Consider the following 16,091-nt stretch of genomic DNA (forward strand, 5'->3'; position numbering starts at 1 on the left):
CTCAGGATTCCTTCAGTGCGAGGGACTCGATGACGTTGGCCAGCTCCTCGAACGCGTCGGCGCAGGACTCGAGGCCCTGAACGATGTCCTTGAGCTTGATGATCGTGACCGGGTCAAGGCCCGAGTCGAACAGGGCCGTCAGGGTGCGGCGGTAGGCCAGGTCGCCCTCGTTCTCGAGGCGGTTGACCTCGATCCAGTAGTCGCGCATGTCCACGGGCGACTTGAGCTTGGGCATGTTCTCGGCGGTCAGGTCCGCGCAGTGCTGGATAACCGCGATCTGCTCGTTGAGCAGGGAGACCAGGGAGGAGGGGATGTCGGCAATGCCGTAGACGACCAGGAGGTCGCCGGCCTCGTCGATGAAGTCGAGGCAGTCGTCCAGGTGCGACGCCAGCGACTGCAGATCCTCGCGGTCGAAAGGCGTGATGAACGAGGAGTTAATGCGCTGAACGATCGCATGGTTCAGCTCGTCGCCGCGGTGCTCAACCTCGTGGAGCTGATCGCGCAGGGCGATGCGCTCTTCGGGGGAGGCGGCGTAGATGTGCGAGAGGAACTCGACGGCCTGCACGAGCTGGCGGGCCTGAGAGGTCAGATCTTCAAAAAAGTCAGGGCCTTGGGTCTTAGAACGGAGTCCCATGGTGTATTCGGTCCTTCCAATGGTGAACAGCACTGTTGTGCTACGTGTAATCGTCGGTCATGGGGTGGTGAGACTTCAAGTTCAGAGATGGAATTGCGACCCCATAATCGGTGTTCTATCTCACGACGATGGGTGATTGGATGACTTCCGTCGCATCCACGAGGTCGGGGCGGGGTGTGGCCTTCATAAAGACCCTTGTGGGTGGGTTGAAGGTCCCTATCGGTCGGGCGGTGTGTGACGTGTTCGACTATGATTGAGGTGTGACCGGGACCAAGCTCCCGCAAGCGCGGGTGAGGGGTCCGGCATGATTGATTCTGTCAATCGAGGACGCAACTGCGACCTCGACAATCCGAAATGCCTCAGGAGGCAAAATGTCCGTGACCGAACAGGACGTGCGTGCAGCCGCTCCGGCGAACGCTCCCGAAGATGTCATCAAGTGGGTTGCTGAAATTGCTGAGCTGACCACGCCTGACGCCATCGAGTTCTCCGACGGCTCCCAGGAGGAGTGGGATCGCCTGACCTCTCAGATGGTCGAGAGCGGCATGTTCACCAAGCTCAACGAGGAGAAGCGCCCCAACTCGTTCCTGGCTCGCTCCAAGCCGTCCGACGTTGCGCGTGTTGAGTCCCGTACCTTCATCTGCTGTGAGAAGGAAGAGGACGCTGGCCCGACGAACCACTGGGCCGACCCCAAGGAAATGAAGGCCATCCTGCGTGAGAAGTTCACGGGCTCCATGAAGGGCCGCACCATGTACGTGGTGCCCTTCTCCATGGGCCCCCTGGGCGGCCCCATCTCCCAGCTCGGTATTGAGATCACCGACTCCCCCTACGTTGTCGTCAACATGCGCATCATGACCCGCATGGGTGCTGCTGCCATGGACCTCATCAACGAGGGCCGCGTGTGGGTTCCCGCCGTTCACTCCGTCGGCGCTCCCCTCGAGCCCGGTCAGGAAGACTCGACCTGGCCCTGCAACGACGAGAAGTACATCACCCACTTCCCCGAGACCAACGAGATTTGGTCCTTCGGTTCGGGCTACGGCGGCAACGCCCTGCTCGGCAAGAAGTGCTTCGCCCTGCGTATCGCCTCGACGATGGCAAAGCGCGACGGCTGGATGGCCGAGCACATGCTCGTCCTGCGCCTGACGCGGGAGTCCACGGGCCAGCAGTTCCACGTCACCGCCGCCTTCCCGAGCGCCTGCGGCAAGACCAACCTCGCCATGCTCCAGCCCACGATCCCCGGCTACAAGGTCGAGACCGTCGGCGACGACATCGCGTGGATGCGCCCCGGCCAGGATGGACGCCTGCGCGCCATCAACCCCGAGGCGGGCTTCTTCGGCGTCGCCCCCGGCACCTCCTACAAGACCAACCCCATGGCCATGGAGACCGGCAAGGCGAACTCCATCTTCACGAACGTCGCCCTGACCGACGACGGCGACGTGTGGTGGGAAGGCATCGACGGCGAGGTCCCGGCGCACCTGATCGACTGGCACGGCAACGACTGGACGCCTGAGTCCGGCGAGAAGGCTGCTCACCCGAACAGCCGCTTCACCGTTCCGGCCTCGCAGTGCCCGATCATCTGCCCCGACTGGGAAGCCCCCGAGGGCGTTGCGGTTGACGCCATCCTCTTCGGCGGCCGCCGCGCCACCAACGTCCCGCTGGTCGCCGAGCAGTACGAGCCCGCCCACGGCGTGTTCATCGGCGCCTCCGTGGCCTCCGAGGTCACCGCGGCCGCGACCGACGTCAAGGCAGGTTCGCTGCGTCACGACCCCTTCGCCATGCTCCCCTTCTGCGGCTACAACATGGCCGACTACTGGGGTCACTGGCTGGAGATGCAGGACAAGCTGGGCGACAAGTTCCCGAAGGTCTACCAGGTCAACTGGTTCCGCAAGGACGAGGACGGCAACTTCATGTGGCCGGGCTACGGCGACAACGCCCGCGTCCTGGACTGGATCGTTCGTCGCGCGGCCGGTGAGGTCGAGGCGATCGACGGCGTGACCGGCCGCTACCCGAAGTTCGAGGACTTCAACCTCGACGGCCTGGACATCGACGAGGCCGTGTGGGCCAAGCTCTTCGCGATCGATCCCGACGCGTGGGCCGCCGAGATGGACGACACGGAGGAGTACTTCTCACAGTTCGGCGATAAGCTCCCCGCCGCCATCACCGAGCAGCTGGCGAAGTTCCGCGAGCGCATCGCCGCCGCGAAGGCCTGAGCCGCAGCATCGTCCGCTTCAAGCGGAGCAGCGGGGGACCCGACCGAAAGGTCGGGTCCCCCGCTGCTTGTCCCCTCCGTCCCCGGTAGCGTCCAAGACGCTGGACGAGGGGAGCGGGCGCTCCCGTCCCACGGGTTCCCGAAAACGTGGTGAGCGCACTAAACTAACCACAGCACCACTTTTCCCGTGCCCACTAGGAGACTTCGTGGCCGAATACCTCACAGATGCGGAACTCGCCCAGGCGAAGGACATGCTCAACCGCATAACCATGATCTACCAGGCGAAAGTTGTCGGGCAGGAGGATCTGCGGACGGCGCTGACGGCATGCCTGCTGGCAGGCGGTCACGTCCTGGTCGAGTCGGTGCCCGGTCTGGCCAAGACCACCGCAGCCCAGACTTTGGCCTCGGCGGTGTCGGGAACGTTCCACCGGATCCAGTGCACGCCGGACCTCATGCCCAACGACATCGTTGGATCTCAAATCTGGAACCAGGCCTCGGGTGAGATGGTCACCCAGCTGGGACCCGTCCATGCGAACCTGGTCCTGATGGACGAGATCAACCGTTCCAGCGCGAAGACTCAGTCCGCGATGCTGGAGGCAATGCAGGAAGGGCAGACGACGATCGGCGGAGTCAACCACCGCCTTCCCCGCCCGTTCATGGTGATGGCCACCCAAAACCCCATCGAAGAGGAGGGAACGTACGTCCTCCCCGAGGCGCAGATGGACCGTTTCCTGCTCAAGGAGATCATCACCTACCCGGCCCCCGTCGAGGAGCTTGAGGTCCTTGAACGCATCGACTCGGGAGTGATGAGCCTGCCCACCTCCTCCGAGCCCGTGTCCATCACGGACGTGCTGCTGCTCCAAGACCTGACGCGACGCATCTACGTGCACAGCACGCTCAAGGCGTACATCGTCGACATCATCAACACCACGAGGGGCGCCGGACCCAATCCGCTGCCGGGTTGGACCAAGCACGTGCGTGTGGGCGCCTCGCCGCGAGGCGCCATCGCACTCATGCAGATATCCCAGGCGCTGGCCCTCATGGATGGGCGCAACTACGTGGTTCCCGACGACATCAAGAAGCTGCGCTACGGCATCCTGCGGCACCGTATCATTCGTACCTTCGATGCCCTCGCCGACAACGTGTCGGTGGAGGGGCTCATCGACGCGGTGTTCAACGCGGTTCCGGTGCCGTGACGGGGGCGCTCGTGGACCGGCGATCACCAGGAGAACCAGCATGCCAGTGAGGTCGCGTGAGATCCACGCACTGTCGACGCGGATCCAGTTGCCCGTCCTGCGCAAGCTGCTGTCCGTCATGGAGGGGCAGCATTCGGCGCTGAGGTGGGGCCGTGGCTGGGAGTTCATGGACCTGGCGCCCTACCAGCCCGGTGACGACGTTCGCGAAATCGACTGGGCGGCGACGGCACGCACTGGTTCGCCGGTCATCAAGAGGCACGAGGCCACGGCGAACCTGCAGGTTATGCTCGTCGTCGACACGGGCCGCGAAATGGGCGCTCTCGCCCCGTCGGGCGAGTCCAAGGAAGAGGTCGCCCTCACCGCATGCGAGGCGATCGCATGGCTGAGCGTGGCGCGCGGAGACCAGATCGGCCTCGTCGCCGGTGACGCCGAGCGCGTGCGCTTCATGCCTGCCCGATCCGGCAACGCCCACGCCGAAACCATCATGCGCCGCATCGAGGAGGACATCACGCTGTCCTCCCCGCACTCGGATGTGCCCAAGCTCCTGGCGCGCGCGCGGACGGTGACCCGACGCCGCAGCCTCATCGTCATCGTCACGGACGCAACCCAGCCCGAGCCGACGCGTCTGTCCGATGACATCATCAAGTCGCTGAGCGTGCGCCATCAGGTCATCCAGGTGTCGGTGGCCGACATGAATCCGGCGGATATTGACCAGGATAAAACCGTTATCGACGTCAACGAGGGGCCCCTTCCGGACTTTCTGCGCAGGGACGAACAGCTGGCCCGCGAGGCGAGCATGGTTGTTGAGCAAAGGCGCGCCGCTGTCGCGCACATGCTTGACATGCGCGGCGTCATCCAGGTGAGCGTGGGCTCCTCGGAGGAGGTTCCGCGGGCGCTGCTCAGGGCGCTGCAGCGCTCGGGAGCCCGCAGATAAACAGGGGTTGGTCCCCCGTGGTCGCCGCGCGTCTCTCTACCGAGTGGTATTCAACTGAGAGCTAGCGCACAGAATTGCCGGTATTTTACATGGGGTCGTGAGATAGCTTTCAAATTTCCCGGCAATCATAGTTTTCTCGGGTCACCTCTCATATATTTGTTGCTGAACCATCCATCCCGTCACACATAGTGCGGAAGTTATGAGAGGAAGACTAGTGAGCAGGAAGTACGCGCCCCTCGGGCGGCGAATGATCGCCGCCGCGGGTGCTCTCAGCCTCGGCGTCGCCGGGGTCGTTGCGACCAGCGTCGCCACCTTCGCCGAGGATCCGGCCTACGGCACGATCAACCAGAACGCTACGGGTTCGATCGTCGTCCACAAGCACCTGAAGAACGCCACGGGCACCATGGGCAAGGTTGACGGCACCGCCGACTCCGGTGGCGACGGCGTCGACGGCGTCACCTTCAAGGCCTACAAGGTCTCGGGCCTGGACCTGTCCAAGCCCACCGACTGGGACAAGCTCGCCGCCCTGGCCGACAACGTCCCGTCCAACGCCTGCGCGGATCCCGCCCACCCGACCCTGGGCGACAACGCGCCCGCCGTCGACACCGCGGCTTCCGCCGAGGGCACGACCGCGGGTGGCGGCACGACCACCCTGGCTGGCCTGTCCGTCGCGGCGTACCTGGTCTGTGAGACCGAGGCTCCCGCCAACATCGTCGAGAAGGCCAAGCCCTTCGTCGTCACGATCCCCTTCCCCAACACCACCAACGGTGGCGAGGGCAAGTGGCTCTACGACGTGCACGCCTACCCCAAGAACCAGAAGATCGAGATCGACAAGACCATCTCCGATCAGACCGTCAACGGCGTGGGCCTCGGCTCGCGCGTGACCTTCCCCGTCTCCACGACGATCCCCAGCCTCGACGCTGATACGAACTTCACCTACTTCTACATCCGCGACCGCCTGGATGATCGCCTCGCCGACGGCAAGGTCGACAAGATCACCCTGGGTGCCGACACGCTGGCCGAGAACACCGACTACGTGCAGTCCAACACGGGCGGCCTGGTCGTCGTCTCCTTCACGCGCGCCGGCCTGGCCAAGCTGAAGGAGAACCCCAACAAGAAGCTTGAGGCGATCTTCTCCGGCACGGTCTCTGCCATCGGCGACGGCACCATCAAGAACAAGGCCAACCTGGTGCAGGACACGCACTACGGCGCCATTCCTCCGAACGAGCCGCCGTCGACTCCTCCGACCGAGCCGAACAACCCGCCGACCTCCCCCGAGGTCTCCACGGACTGGGGTAACGCCCAGCTCCTGAAGTTCGACGCTAACTCCGGCGCCGCCAAGACCGGCATCAAGGGCGCGAAGTTCAAGGTCTACAACGCCACCGAGCCCTACGCCGCCGACTGCTCCGCCGCTACCAAGGCCGGCGACCCGATCACGGTGAATAACAAGACCGAGTTCGTCTCCGATGACGCGGGCCTCGTGGCAATCGACGGCCTCTACGTCGGCGACTCCGTTGGCTCCGCCGGCCAGGGTTCCCAGGGCGCGACCAAGCGCTGCTACGTCGTCGAAGAGGTCGAGGCCCCCGCGGGCTACGTCCTGCCGCAGAAGACCACGACCGGCATCTCGGTCTCCAAGGGCACCCTCGCCGCTGCCACGTACAGTGCGGAGATCGCCAACAACAAGCAGCCCGTTCCCCAGCTGCCCCTCACGGGTGCCAACGGCCAGCTGCTCATGACCATCGGCGGCATCTCTCTGGGACTCATCGCCGTTGGTTCCACTATGGTGATCCGCTCGCGCAAGCGCAGCGAAGCCTGATACCCCGGTTCTTCAGCGGTTCCTTCCGCTGAAGAACCGGGCCCCGCACGGGTCGGCGCGGCCGCGAGAATGGCTCTCGGATCGTGCCGACCCGTGGCCCGTCCCAGTCAATACTTGTGCGAAAACGATTTACGTCGAACTAATCATTGGAGTTGAAGTGACCCAGCACGCCCGAACACAGCGCCGCGCCACGCGGTTCTCACGCTTCGCGGTCGCGTTCGCGGTCTGCGCGGCCGTCACCGCCGCGCCGATCCTGCCCAACGCGGCCCAGCCTGCCCAGGCTGCGGCCGAGGGAGTCCCCAGCGGGTCTCTGCCCGCGACCTTCGCCACGGGGGGCATGGGACGCTTCAAGGACTCCATCCAGTGGCTCCAGTGGGCCGACTACGACAAGGACTTCAAGGGCAAAGAGAAGCCCAATGTCCCCGTCCTCGGCGTGGGCGAGGGGCCGAAGGAGTTCATCAACCACCGCGACCTGGGCGACGCGGGCTCCCTGGTGACCACCTGCACCCTGTCCAACCTCACCCACGACACCCCCGCGCCCGGCACGCCCAAGCAGCAGACCGAGGGGCCCCTGGTCGCCACCATCCCGGGCGCCTGGGCGGGCGACGCCCTGGACAACCTCTACAACGTCGGCGGACCCGGCTCGTGGAGTGACGGCTCCGAGGTGTGGCACTCCGGGCTGACCTACCCCAAGGACTACGTCAACAAGAATCAGATGGTGATCGGCCTGGCCAACGGATACGCCTACAACGGGGGAAACGCCTGGGACGGCAAGAAATGGGATCAGACCACCGACCACCGACCCACCGGCTACAACGCCCGGGTGAGCGTCGACTACAGCTGCAAGGCCGAGATCTACGGCAGCGACGGCACGATCACCAACGTTCCCATCCAGGGCCTCGTCTTCGCCGACGCCGAGGCCTCCTCCAGGCGCTTCGGCATCAAGAGCTGGGCCACCAGCGACCGCCAGGATGAGTGGGTCCAGGCCACCGTGAAGAAGACCGACGGCAACAGGCCCCCGCGCTGGAGGGTCCTGGACACCATGCGCTCGCGCGCCTGCATCAGCAAGAACACCGGCAAGCAGGTCACCACCGACGGCATCGTCTCCGACGGTGGGCGTACCCTGCGCCTCATGCCCTCCGACGAGGAATGCGTCTACCAGTCGGGCGGCACCTACTCCAAGCCGAACGGCTACGGAGGCCCCGACGCCGTCATGTTCATGGAGGGCGCCACCTCCGCCACCGTCACCATGCAGGGCGCGGGCTACTCCGCCGTTGCGCTCGGCCTCGTGGTCGCCACCGACTACGGCGACGCCCCCGACTCATACGGCATCGCCTCCTCCGTCTTCCAGCCCACCTGGGAGGGCGGCGAGGTTCGCTCGACCACCGACCTCTTCAAGGTCTCCCCCCAGGCCCGAATGAACATGGACAGGGTGTCCCCCCGCCTCGGCGCCTACATCGATGCCGAGCCCAACCAACCCTTCAGCGCCGACGCCCTCGGCGACGATATAGACGATTCGACGAACGACGAAGACTCCGTGACCCTACCCGCCGACGGTATCCGCACCCAGCCCGGCGCCACCTACAACCTGTCCCCCACGTGCGCGGGCGCGGGCAAGGTGGCCGGCTGGATCGACTGGAACCACAACGGCACCTTTGATGCCGGTGAGAAGTCCAACGAGGCGCCCTGCGCATCCGGCAAGGCGCAACTGTCGTGGACGGTCCCCGCCGACGTCGTGCGTTCCGTCGACGGCGAGGACGGAGTCGGCAGCGCCACCTACATGCGACTGCGCATCACCGCCGACAACAACGGCAACGGCCAAAAGCCCGTCGGCGGCACCGCCACCGGCGAGGTCGAGGACTACCGCGTCGCAGTGCGCGTTCCCACCCTGCAGCTGGTCAAGAACGTCGACAACAAGTACGCCACCGCCGAGGTCGCGGGCCTGGGTGCCGACCAGTGGACACTCACCGGCGGCGCGGGCACCTACACCGCGACGGGCAACGGCACTACGGGAGGGCCCACCGTCGTGCGCACCGGCAACAACGACCTCTCCGAGACCACCGCCAACCCCGCCGGCGCGGGATACGAGATGGGCCAGTGGAGCTGCGAGCAGGCCCCCGGAACCGTGGGCGAAAACTACTCCTCGTCCCTCAGTGGCACCACGACGGACGGACGGGCGCAGCTCCAGGTGCGCGGCACCGACCGCGTCCTGTGCACGATCACGAACACCGCGAAGCCAGGCTCGCTGACCTGGAATAAGGTCGACTCCGACGGAATCACACCCCTGGCGGGCACCACCTGGACTCTGACCGGGCCGAGTGTGCCCCGCAACGCCACGGTCGAGGACTGCACCGCCGGCCCGTGCCCCGCCCAGCCCTACAAGGACCAGGATCCGGCCCCCGGATCCTTCGCGATCAAGGACCTCAAGTGGGGGACCTACACCGTGCGTGAGACCAGCGCCCCCGTCGGCTACCAGGTGAACCTGCAGGCATACACCTTCCCGCAGATCGCCCCCGCTTCCCTCGAGGCAACCCTGAATGCCGCCGTCGTCAACGAACGCAAGACCGGATCACTCACCTGGAAGAAGGTCGACGCATCGAACACGGCTACCGCGCTGGAAGGCTCGGAGTGGACCATCAGCGGCGGTGCGCTGCCGGGCGCCGTGACCATCATGGACTGCAAGGCCGCCTCGGCTGCCCAGTGCCCCAAGCCGGCGGGCGCGACCTACTACGACTCCGACCCTGCCGCGGGTTTCTTCGCGGTGACGGGCCTGCCGTGGAGTGACACTGCGTATGCTCTGACGGAGAAGAAGGCCCCGGCCGGCTACCGCCTCGACGCGACGCCGCGACCCTTCACCATCACTAAGGATGCGCTCGACTACGCCTTCGCGCCCATCACCAACGACAAGCAGGGTGTTCCCGCCATCCCGCTTACCGGTGGTTTTGGCGCTGACGCCTACGTGATCGGCGGCATCGTCGCTGGCCTAGGCGCCACCGGCGCGGCCGCGGCCATCAGGCGCCGTAAGGCCCGCACGGCATGATGCGCCCCGGGGGACCCGAGAGACGGGTCCCCCGGCGCACGCGCGCTATGGCTCCAGCTCCCGACACCGCACCGGCAACGCCGAGTGCCTCCGCAACCTCCTCGACCGCTCCCCGCGACGCGCGGCGGTGGAGGTTCTCCGTGATCTCCCTGATTCCCTCCCTCCTCGCCCTGGCGGGAATGCTCCTCTTCCTCTACCCGTCGATCTCCGCGTGGATCGTTCAGTACAACCAATCCCAGATCATCGCCCAGTACGAGGACTCCGTGAGCAAGGCCGATCCCTCCGCCGCGGAGCAGCTTGCCCTCGCCCACCGCTACAACGACGCCCTGAGCTCGGGGGCCGTCCTCCAGGCCAACTCGAACGTGCCCACCGGCGACGGGACAAGCGGGGACGCGAGCCTGGACTACAACGCGATCCTCGCCGCCGACAGCTCCGGGCTCATGGGCAGGCTCAAGGTTCCCGCCGCCGACATCGACCTGCCCATCTACCACGGCACCGACGATGAGACGCTCCTGCGCGGCCTCGGACACCTGGAGGGAACGTCGCTCCCCGTCGGCGGGCAGGGGCAGCGCACCGTCGTCACCGGACACCGTGGGCTGGCCGAGGCGCGCATGTTTACCGACCTCGACAAGGTGCAGGTCGGAGACACCTTCACCTTCGAGGTGTTCGGGGAGGTTCTCACCTACCGGGTCTTCGACAAGAAGGTCGTCAACCCCGAGGAGACCGAAGCCCTGCGCTCCGAACCCGGCCGAGACCTCGCCACGCTCGTGACGTGTACCCCCCTGGGCATCAACACGCACCGCATCCTCGTCACCGGGGAGCGCGTCTACCCCACGCCGCAACGCGACATTGACGCTGCGGGTGCCGCCCCCGACATCCCCGGCTTCCCCTGGTGGGCGCTCGGTCTCCTGGGGGGAGTCTCACTGATCGGTCTGTACATCTGGCGATCCGGTTACCCGCCGCGCCCCAAGAGGCGTCCAACACTGAACAAATGAGAGAAAATATCGCCGATTAGGCCCCGTGGTGGCGCTCGCGCCGCAGGGTGACGCCGAGCCGGGCATTAGCACTATCGCGCCCGGCGTGGCACAATCAGGTGAACGCGGCGTCGGTGTGACCGCAATATGCACGGTCGACCGACGCCCCGATGGCGACGGGGAAGAGGGTGCAATGACACGACGAGCGACGGCGGTGCCTCGCACCGATCGCGCCCGGACCGTCCCGCTCCCGCGCCCAGGCGAAAGGTACGGCAATGTCCGGTAACCTCATTGAAGGCCTTCAAGAACCCGTCATATACCCCCACTGGATGTGGATCTTGGGGGTCGCACTGCTCCTCGCCGTCCTCGGCTGGGTAGCGTACAGTCTGTGGGCCTGGTGGCACTCACGCGAGGGCAGCGTCACTCACCTGCAGACCATCTCCCAGGCCAGGCGGGCCCGATACCACGACTACGTCAACCAGATCGCCCAGCGCCGCGCCTGCGGAGAACTTGACGAGCGCGGAACCCACCTGGCGGTGGCCGGCCTCATGCGCGCCCTCGGCACCGAGCGCTCCGGCCGCGACCTCGAGGTGGCCACCGTCGCGGAGATCCGCGCCCTCGTCCCCACCTGGCCCCAGCTGGCTCTCGTCCTGGAGGCCTGCGAGACGCCGAGCTTCATCGGCGAACGCGCCGATGGCGCCGCTGGGGGACCCTCCCTGCCCGGCGGCGCACAGGGGGCGGGCGGCACCGACATCCTGATCCTTGCCTCGCAGGCGGTAGACGCATGAGATTCACCTGGCTCATCTTCGTCGTCCTCGGTGTCGTGCTCGCCGCGACCTGCGCCGGCTGGCTGCTCGCCCGTCGAGCCGGCGTGCGTTCGGGCAAGAAGGGGTGGGTGGCAAACACGGGCTACCTGCGCGGCCTGCCGAAGTACCAGGCGCTCGTGCGTCGCACGCGCGCCTCGCTGGCCATGGCCTTCGTCTGCTTCCTGATCGCCGTCATCGCGACCTCCGTGTCGGCGGGCGCGCCCGTCGACCGCTACGTCAAGCATGACAAGTCTGCGAGCCGCGACATCGTCCTGTGCTTGGATGCCTCCGGATCGATGCTGCCCTACGACTCGAAGATCGGCGGGGCTTTCCGAGAGATCATCTCCCACTTCGAGGGTGAGAGGATCTCGCTGCAGCTGTGGGACGCATACTCGATGACGATGTTCCCGCTCACCGACGACTACGAAATGGCCACCGACGTTCTCCAGGACATGTCGGACACGATCGACACCGGCCTGACGCGCATTGGCGGCAGGTTGAGCGCGACGCAGGAACTCTTCGACTACCTTGCGCCCGTCATGGATGAGAACCAGGAAGTCTCCTCGATCGTCGGCGATGGCCTGGCCTCGTGCGTCATGGGTTTCGACCATAACGACAAGCAGCGTTCCCGCACCATCCTGCTGGCCACCGACAACGAGGTGTACGGCGACGGCGTCTACAACCTGAGCGAGGCGATCGAATTCGCGAAGAGCCAGGGTGTGACGGTCACCGCGCTGTACCCGGGATCGGATATCACCCTGAGCTCCGAGGCCCTGCAGCTGCGTGACGAGGTCCGTAAGACCGGCGGCGACTTCTACGATGCCTCGTCCCCATCGTCCGTGGATCGTGTGGTGAAGCAGATCGAGGCCGAACAGAAAGAAGAACTCGACTCCGCTGGCAAGATGCTGGAGACGGACCGCCCCGGCGCCGCCCTCGGGTGGACACTCTTCGGCGTCGTGTCCCTGCTCGGTCTGCTGGCGTTCGGGAGGCTCTGACATGATTTTTCGCCCCGTCTTTCACCTGGCTGTCCTGGGCATCATCGCCGTGCTCGGCGCGCTCTTCGTGTTCCTGTCGGCCAAGCGTGCCACCCGCCGCCACGTCATGGATGTTCTGCGTCGCTTCCTCATCGTCGTCACAGTCATCATCATGGGCGCAGGCCCGTCGATCCCCGGCGAGGCCCAGGAAGTGACCTCGACCCTCGAGGTCTACTTCGTCATTGACCGCACCGGCTCCATGGCCGCCGAGGACTGGGACGGCAGCAAGCCCCGCATCGACGGCGTGCGCAACGACATCTCGATCATGATGAACATCCTCACCGGCTCACGCTTCTCCATCATGTCCTGGGATTCGAGAGCCCACACGGACCTGCCGTTAACCTCCGACGCCTCCGCGGTCATCTCATACATGGATTCCTTCGACCGCGAGCTCTCCAGTTCCTCCCAGGGATCGTCGGTGAACCGACCCGCCCAAGACCTCGCCAAGCTCCTGAAGAAAAACAAGGAACGCCACCCCCAGAACGTGCGCGCCCTCTTCGTCTTCTCCGACGGCGAGACCTCCAACCAGAACCACTGGACCAGCGCACCCTCGGGTGAGGCCAGCGACTGGGATGCTGTCAAGGAGTACATCGATGGCGGCCTCGTCCTCGGCTACGGTACCGAGGAAGGTGGCCCCATGAAGGTACTGCGCCTGGGCGACAGCGGCTCCCAGAGCGGCGGTGAACCCGAGTACATCCACGACTCCTCGCAGCCTGGTAACCCGATCGCCATTTCGAAGATCGACGAGGCCGCCCTGAAGGATGTCGCCTCACGCGTAGGCGTCGACTACGTGCACTCGCCCGACAAGTCGGCGATCGAATCGCACGCTCGTTCCGTGCTCGACAAGGCGACGACGCTCGCCGAGTCGCGCAATCTGAAAGACACGTATCGCTACATCATCTGGCCCTTCGCGCTCCTTCTCGGGGCTCTCCTCGCGTGGGAGGGTGCCACGCTGGCGCTGCGCGCCCAACAGTTGAGGAACTCCCATGCCATCTGAGAACTCGCAGCCTGAAGCAGACCTCCTCCCCTTTGGCGCGCCCCAGGTCGATCCCGTCGATGCGTCCGTTCGTGCGAAGCTCACCAAAGCCTCGTCGGGCAAACAGAAGATCCAGCGCAACCCCCGTGCGCTGCGCCCTCTGTGGTACTCCATTCCGATCCTCGTCATCGTGCTGAGCGTCGCCGCGTACCTGATCGGCCTCTCGCTCTGGTCGCGCTCGTCCCTGAGCCACTGGAAGGCGCAGGAATACAACATCGCCCAGACGGGCTACGAAGGCCAGATGGCGTGGACGAAGATCGGCATCGAGCGCTGGGTCGCGCACTACAACCGCGGCACCACTCTCGTGCGTCAGGGACAGACCGACGAGGGCGTGACGGACCTGCGTACCGCCTTCGACCTCGTCCCCAAGGCCACCGAGGTCAAGCCGGGCCGACTCGAGCCCTTCTCCTACGAATGCCGCGTTCGCGTCAACCTCGCGATCGGCATCGAGATTCAGGGCGACGTGCAGGCTGCCGCCGGCGCGTACGCAAATGCCGCGACTATCTACCAGGAAGCCGAAGAGACCGTAGCGCCCTGTCAGACCGCCTCCAATTCCAGTCAGAACCAGTCTGACGACCAGAACCAGTCCGATAACAAGGACCAGTCGAGTAACCAGAACCAGTCCGGCAAGCAGGGCCAGTCCGGTGACCAGCAGCAGTCTGGCAACCAGTCCGATAACCCCGCCGACCAGAACAAGGAACGCGTCGAGGACAAGAAGCAGAAGGCTGAGGAGCAGTCCCAGGAGCAGGGCGACCAGCAGCAGGACCAGCAGGACAAGGGATCGAAGGATCAGCAGGACAAGGGATCGAAGGATCAGCAGACGAACCCGAGTCCCAGCCCGAGCCCCTCGCCGAACCCCTACGAGGGCGAGACCCCGGAAGAGAAGCAGCGCCGTGAGGAGCTGCAGCACAAGAACGATCAGCGTAACAAGGACCAGCGCGACAAGAAGGATGACCGCCGCAGCGGCAACCCGAACGGCGCCTGGTGAGGGCCGCAAGCCCGTCTCACTTTCGCTGTGACGTGCACCCATAAAACACCACGGTGGCCCGGAAGGCCACCAAACACCGATAGGCTTGAATCGTGAAGGTTCTTCTCGTTGGTAACGGGGGTCGCGAACACGCGATCGCCCGTGCGCTTGTACGAACGTCCACCCCCGAGCATCCTGTTCAGCTCGTCGTCCAGGCGGGTAACCCCGCGCTGGAGCAGCTGGGTCGCTCCCTGACAATGGATCCCCTGGATCCGAAGGACGTCGTCCGTCGCGCCACGTCTGAGAACGTCGACCTCGTGGTCGTCGGCCCCGAGGCGCCGCTCGTCGCGGGCGTCGCGGATGCGGTCCTGGACTACGGAATCCCCGTTTTTGGCCCGACGAAGGACGCGGCGCGTCTCGAGGCCTCCAAGTCTTTCGCGAAGCAGGTCATGGCCGATGCCGGCGTGGCGACGGCTCGCGCCTTCACGTGCACCACGATGGACGAGGTCGAGGCCGCGTTCGACGATCTGGGTGCCCCCTACGTCGTGAAGGATGACGCGCTTGCCGCCGGCAAGGGCGTCGTCGTGACCACCGACCGCGCCCAGGCCTCGGAGCATGCGCGCGCCTGCCTGTCGCGCGACGGGGGAGCGGTCGTCATCGAGGACTACCTCGACGGCCCCGAGGTCTCCCTCTTCTGTTTCGCCGACGGTGCTACCGTCGTGCCGCTGCAGCCCGCGCAGGACTTCAAGCGCGTGGGCGACGGCAACGAGGGCCCGAACACGGGCGGCATGGGCGCCTACAGCCCCCTGCCGTGGCTCCCCGAAGAGGCCACGCAGCGCATTGTCGACGAGGTGGCCCAGCCCGTCATCACCGAGATGGCGCGTCGCGGCACCCCCTTCCGCGGCCTCCTGTACTGCGGCCTCGCGATGACCTCGAAGGGCATCCGCGTCGTCGAATTCAACGTGCGTTTCGGCGACCCGGAGACCCAGGCGGTCCTCGAGCGCCTCGACTCCCCGCTGGCCCCCATCCTGTACGCGGCCGCGACCGGCACTCTCGCCAAGGTCCCCGCCCCCGTGTGGAGCGAGGACGCGGCCGTCACGGTCGTCATGGCCTCGGGCGGCTACCCGGGCCCCACGGATACCGGACATGAGATCACGGGTATCGAAGCGGCCGAGGAGCTCGACGGCATCCACGTCATCCACGCCGGTACCTCTGAGGAGATCACCGACGACCCGACCGACGTCGCAGCCGGATGCTGCGGCTTCGAACCGACCTACGCACTGGTGAACTCCGGCGGCCGAGTTCTCGATGTCGTCGCCCGAGCGGCCACGCTCGACGAGGCGCGGGCGCTCGCCTATCGCGGCGTCGACCTCATTCACTTCGACGGGGAGCACCACCGCAGCGACATCGCGACGTGGCCCGCCGACCTGGTCGTCACCCTCGACTGA

At 65.9% G+C, this 16,091-nt stretch carries 12 protein-coding genes; 11 read left to right on the forward strand and 1 reads right to left on the reverse strand.

The features are described from left to right. Window position 1: 1 nt before the first annotated feature. Complete coding sequence (locus FOC40_RS02320) at window positions 2–634, reverse strand: DUF47 domain-containing protein (protein ID WP_039929620.1); 633 nt, start codon at window positions 632–634, stop codon at window positions 2–4. A 371-nt stretch (window positions 635–1,005) separates the two neighbouring features. Between FOC40_RS02320 and FOC40_RS02325 the strand changes: the two genes are divergently transcribed. The 11 genes from FOC40_RS02325 (at window position 1,006) to purD (ending at window position 16,091) form a co-directional block, all read left to right on the forward strand. Then, window positions 1,006–2,841, forward strand: coding sequence for a phosphoenolpyruvate carboxykinase (GTP) (locus FOC40_RS02325; RefSeq protein WP_003795878.1), 1,836 nt, complete (start codon window positions 1,006–1,008; stop codon window positions 2,839–2,841). Window positions 2,842–3,046: 205 nt separating this feature from the next. Then, window positions 3,047–4,036, forward strand: coding sequence for an AAA family ATPase (locus tag FOC40_RS02330; RefSeq protein WP_003795877.1), 990 nt, complete (start codon window positions 3,047–3,049; stop codon window positions 4,034–4,036). 40 nt (window positions 4,037–4,076) lie between these two features. Beyond that, a complete protein-coding gene (locus FOC40_RS02335) occupies window positions 4,077–4,970 on the forward strand; it encodes a DUF58 domain-containing protein (protein ID WP_003795874.1) in 894 nt (297 codons plus the stop codon). A 214-nt stretch (window positions 4,971–5,184) separates the two neighbouring features. Next, a complete protein-coding gene (locus FOC40_RS02340; RefSeq protein WP_155844109.1) occupies window positions 5,185–6,786 on the forward strand; it encodes a SpaH/EbpB family LPXTG-anchored major pilin in 1,602 nt (533 codons plus the stop codon). A gap of 157 nt (window positions 6,787–6,943) precedes the next feature. Beyond that, complete coding sequence (locus FOC40_RS02345) at window positions 6,944–9,826, forward strand: CshA/CshB family fibrillar adhesin-related protein (RefSeq protein ID WP_003795872.1); 2,883 nt, start codon at window positions 6,944–6,946, stop codon at window positions 9,824–9,826. A 140-nt stretch (window positions 9,827–9,966) separates the two neighbouring features. Further along, window positions 9,967–10,821, forward strand: coding sequence for a class C sortase (locus FOC40_RS02350; RefSeq protein ID WP_003790882.1), 855 nt, complete (start codon window positions 9,967–9,969; stop codon window positions 10,819–10,821). A gap of 254 nt (window positions 10,822–11,075) precedes the next feature. Beyond that, window positions 11,076–11,588: a hypothetical protein gene (locus FOC40_RS02355; RefSeq protein WP_003795867.1), complete on the forward strand. Its 513-nt coding sequence runs from the start codon at window positions 11,076–11,078 to the stop codon at window positions 11,586–11,588. Continuing rightward, the gene (locus tag FOC40_RS02360) at window positions 11,585–12,601 is read left to right on the forward strand and encodes a vWA domain-containing protein (protein WP_003795866.1); all 1,017 of its coding nucleotides are present in this window, start codon (window positions 11,585–11,587) and stop codon (window positions 12,599–12,601) included. The genes FOC40_RS02355 and FOC40_RS02360 overlap by 4 nt, the downstream gene beginning before the upstream one ends. A 1-nt stretch (window position 12,602) precedes the next feature. Beyond that, window positions 12,603–13,637 carry a vWA domain-containing protein gene (locus FOC40_RS02365; protein WP_003795864.1) on the forward strand — a complete coding sequence of 345 codons (1,035 nt, stop codon included), beginning with the start codon at window positions 12,603–12,605 and terminating at the stop codon, window positions 13,635–13,637. Further along, entirely contained in the window at window positions 13,627–14,664 is a 1,038-nt protein-coding gene (locus FOC40_RS02370) for a hypothetical protein (protein WP_003795861.1), read from the forward strand. The genes FOC40_RS02365 and FOC40_RS02370 overlap by 11 nt, the downstream gene beginning before the upstream one ends. Window positions 14,665–14,756: 92 nt before the next feature. Then, the gene (purD, locus tag FOC40_RS02375; protein ID WP_003795858.1) at window positions 14,757–16,091 is read left to right on the forward strand and encodes a phosphoribosylamine--glycine ligase; all 1,335 of its coding nucleotides are present in this window, start codon (window positions 14,757–14,759) and stop codon (window positions 16,089–16,091) included.

Source organism: Schaalia odontolytica (assembly GCF_009730335.1).
Taxonomy (GTDB): Bacteria; Actinomycetota; Actinomycetes; order Actinomycetales; family Actinomycetaceae; genus Pauljensenia; species Pauljensenia dentiphila.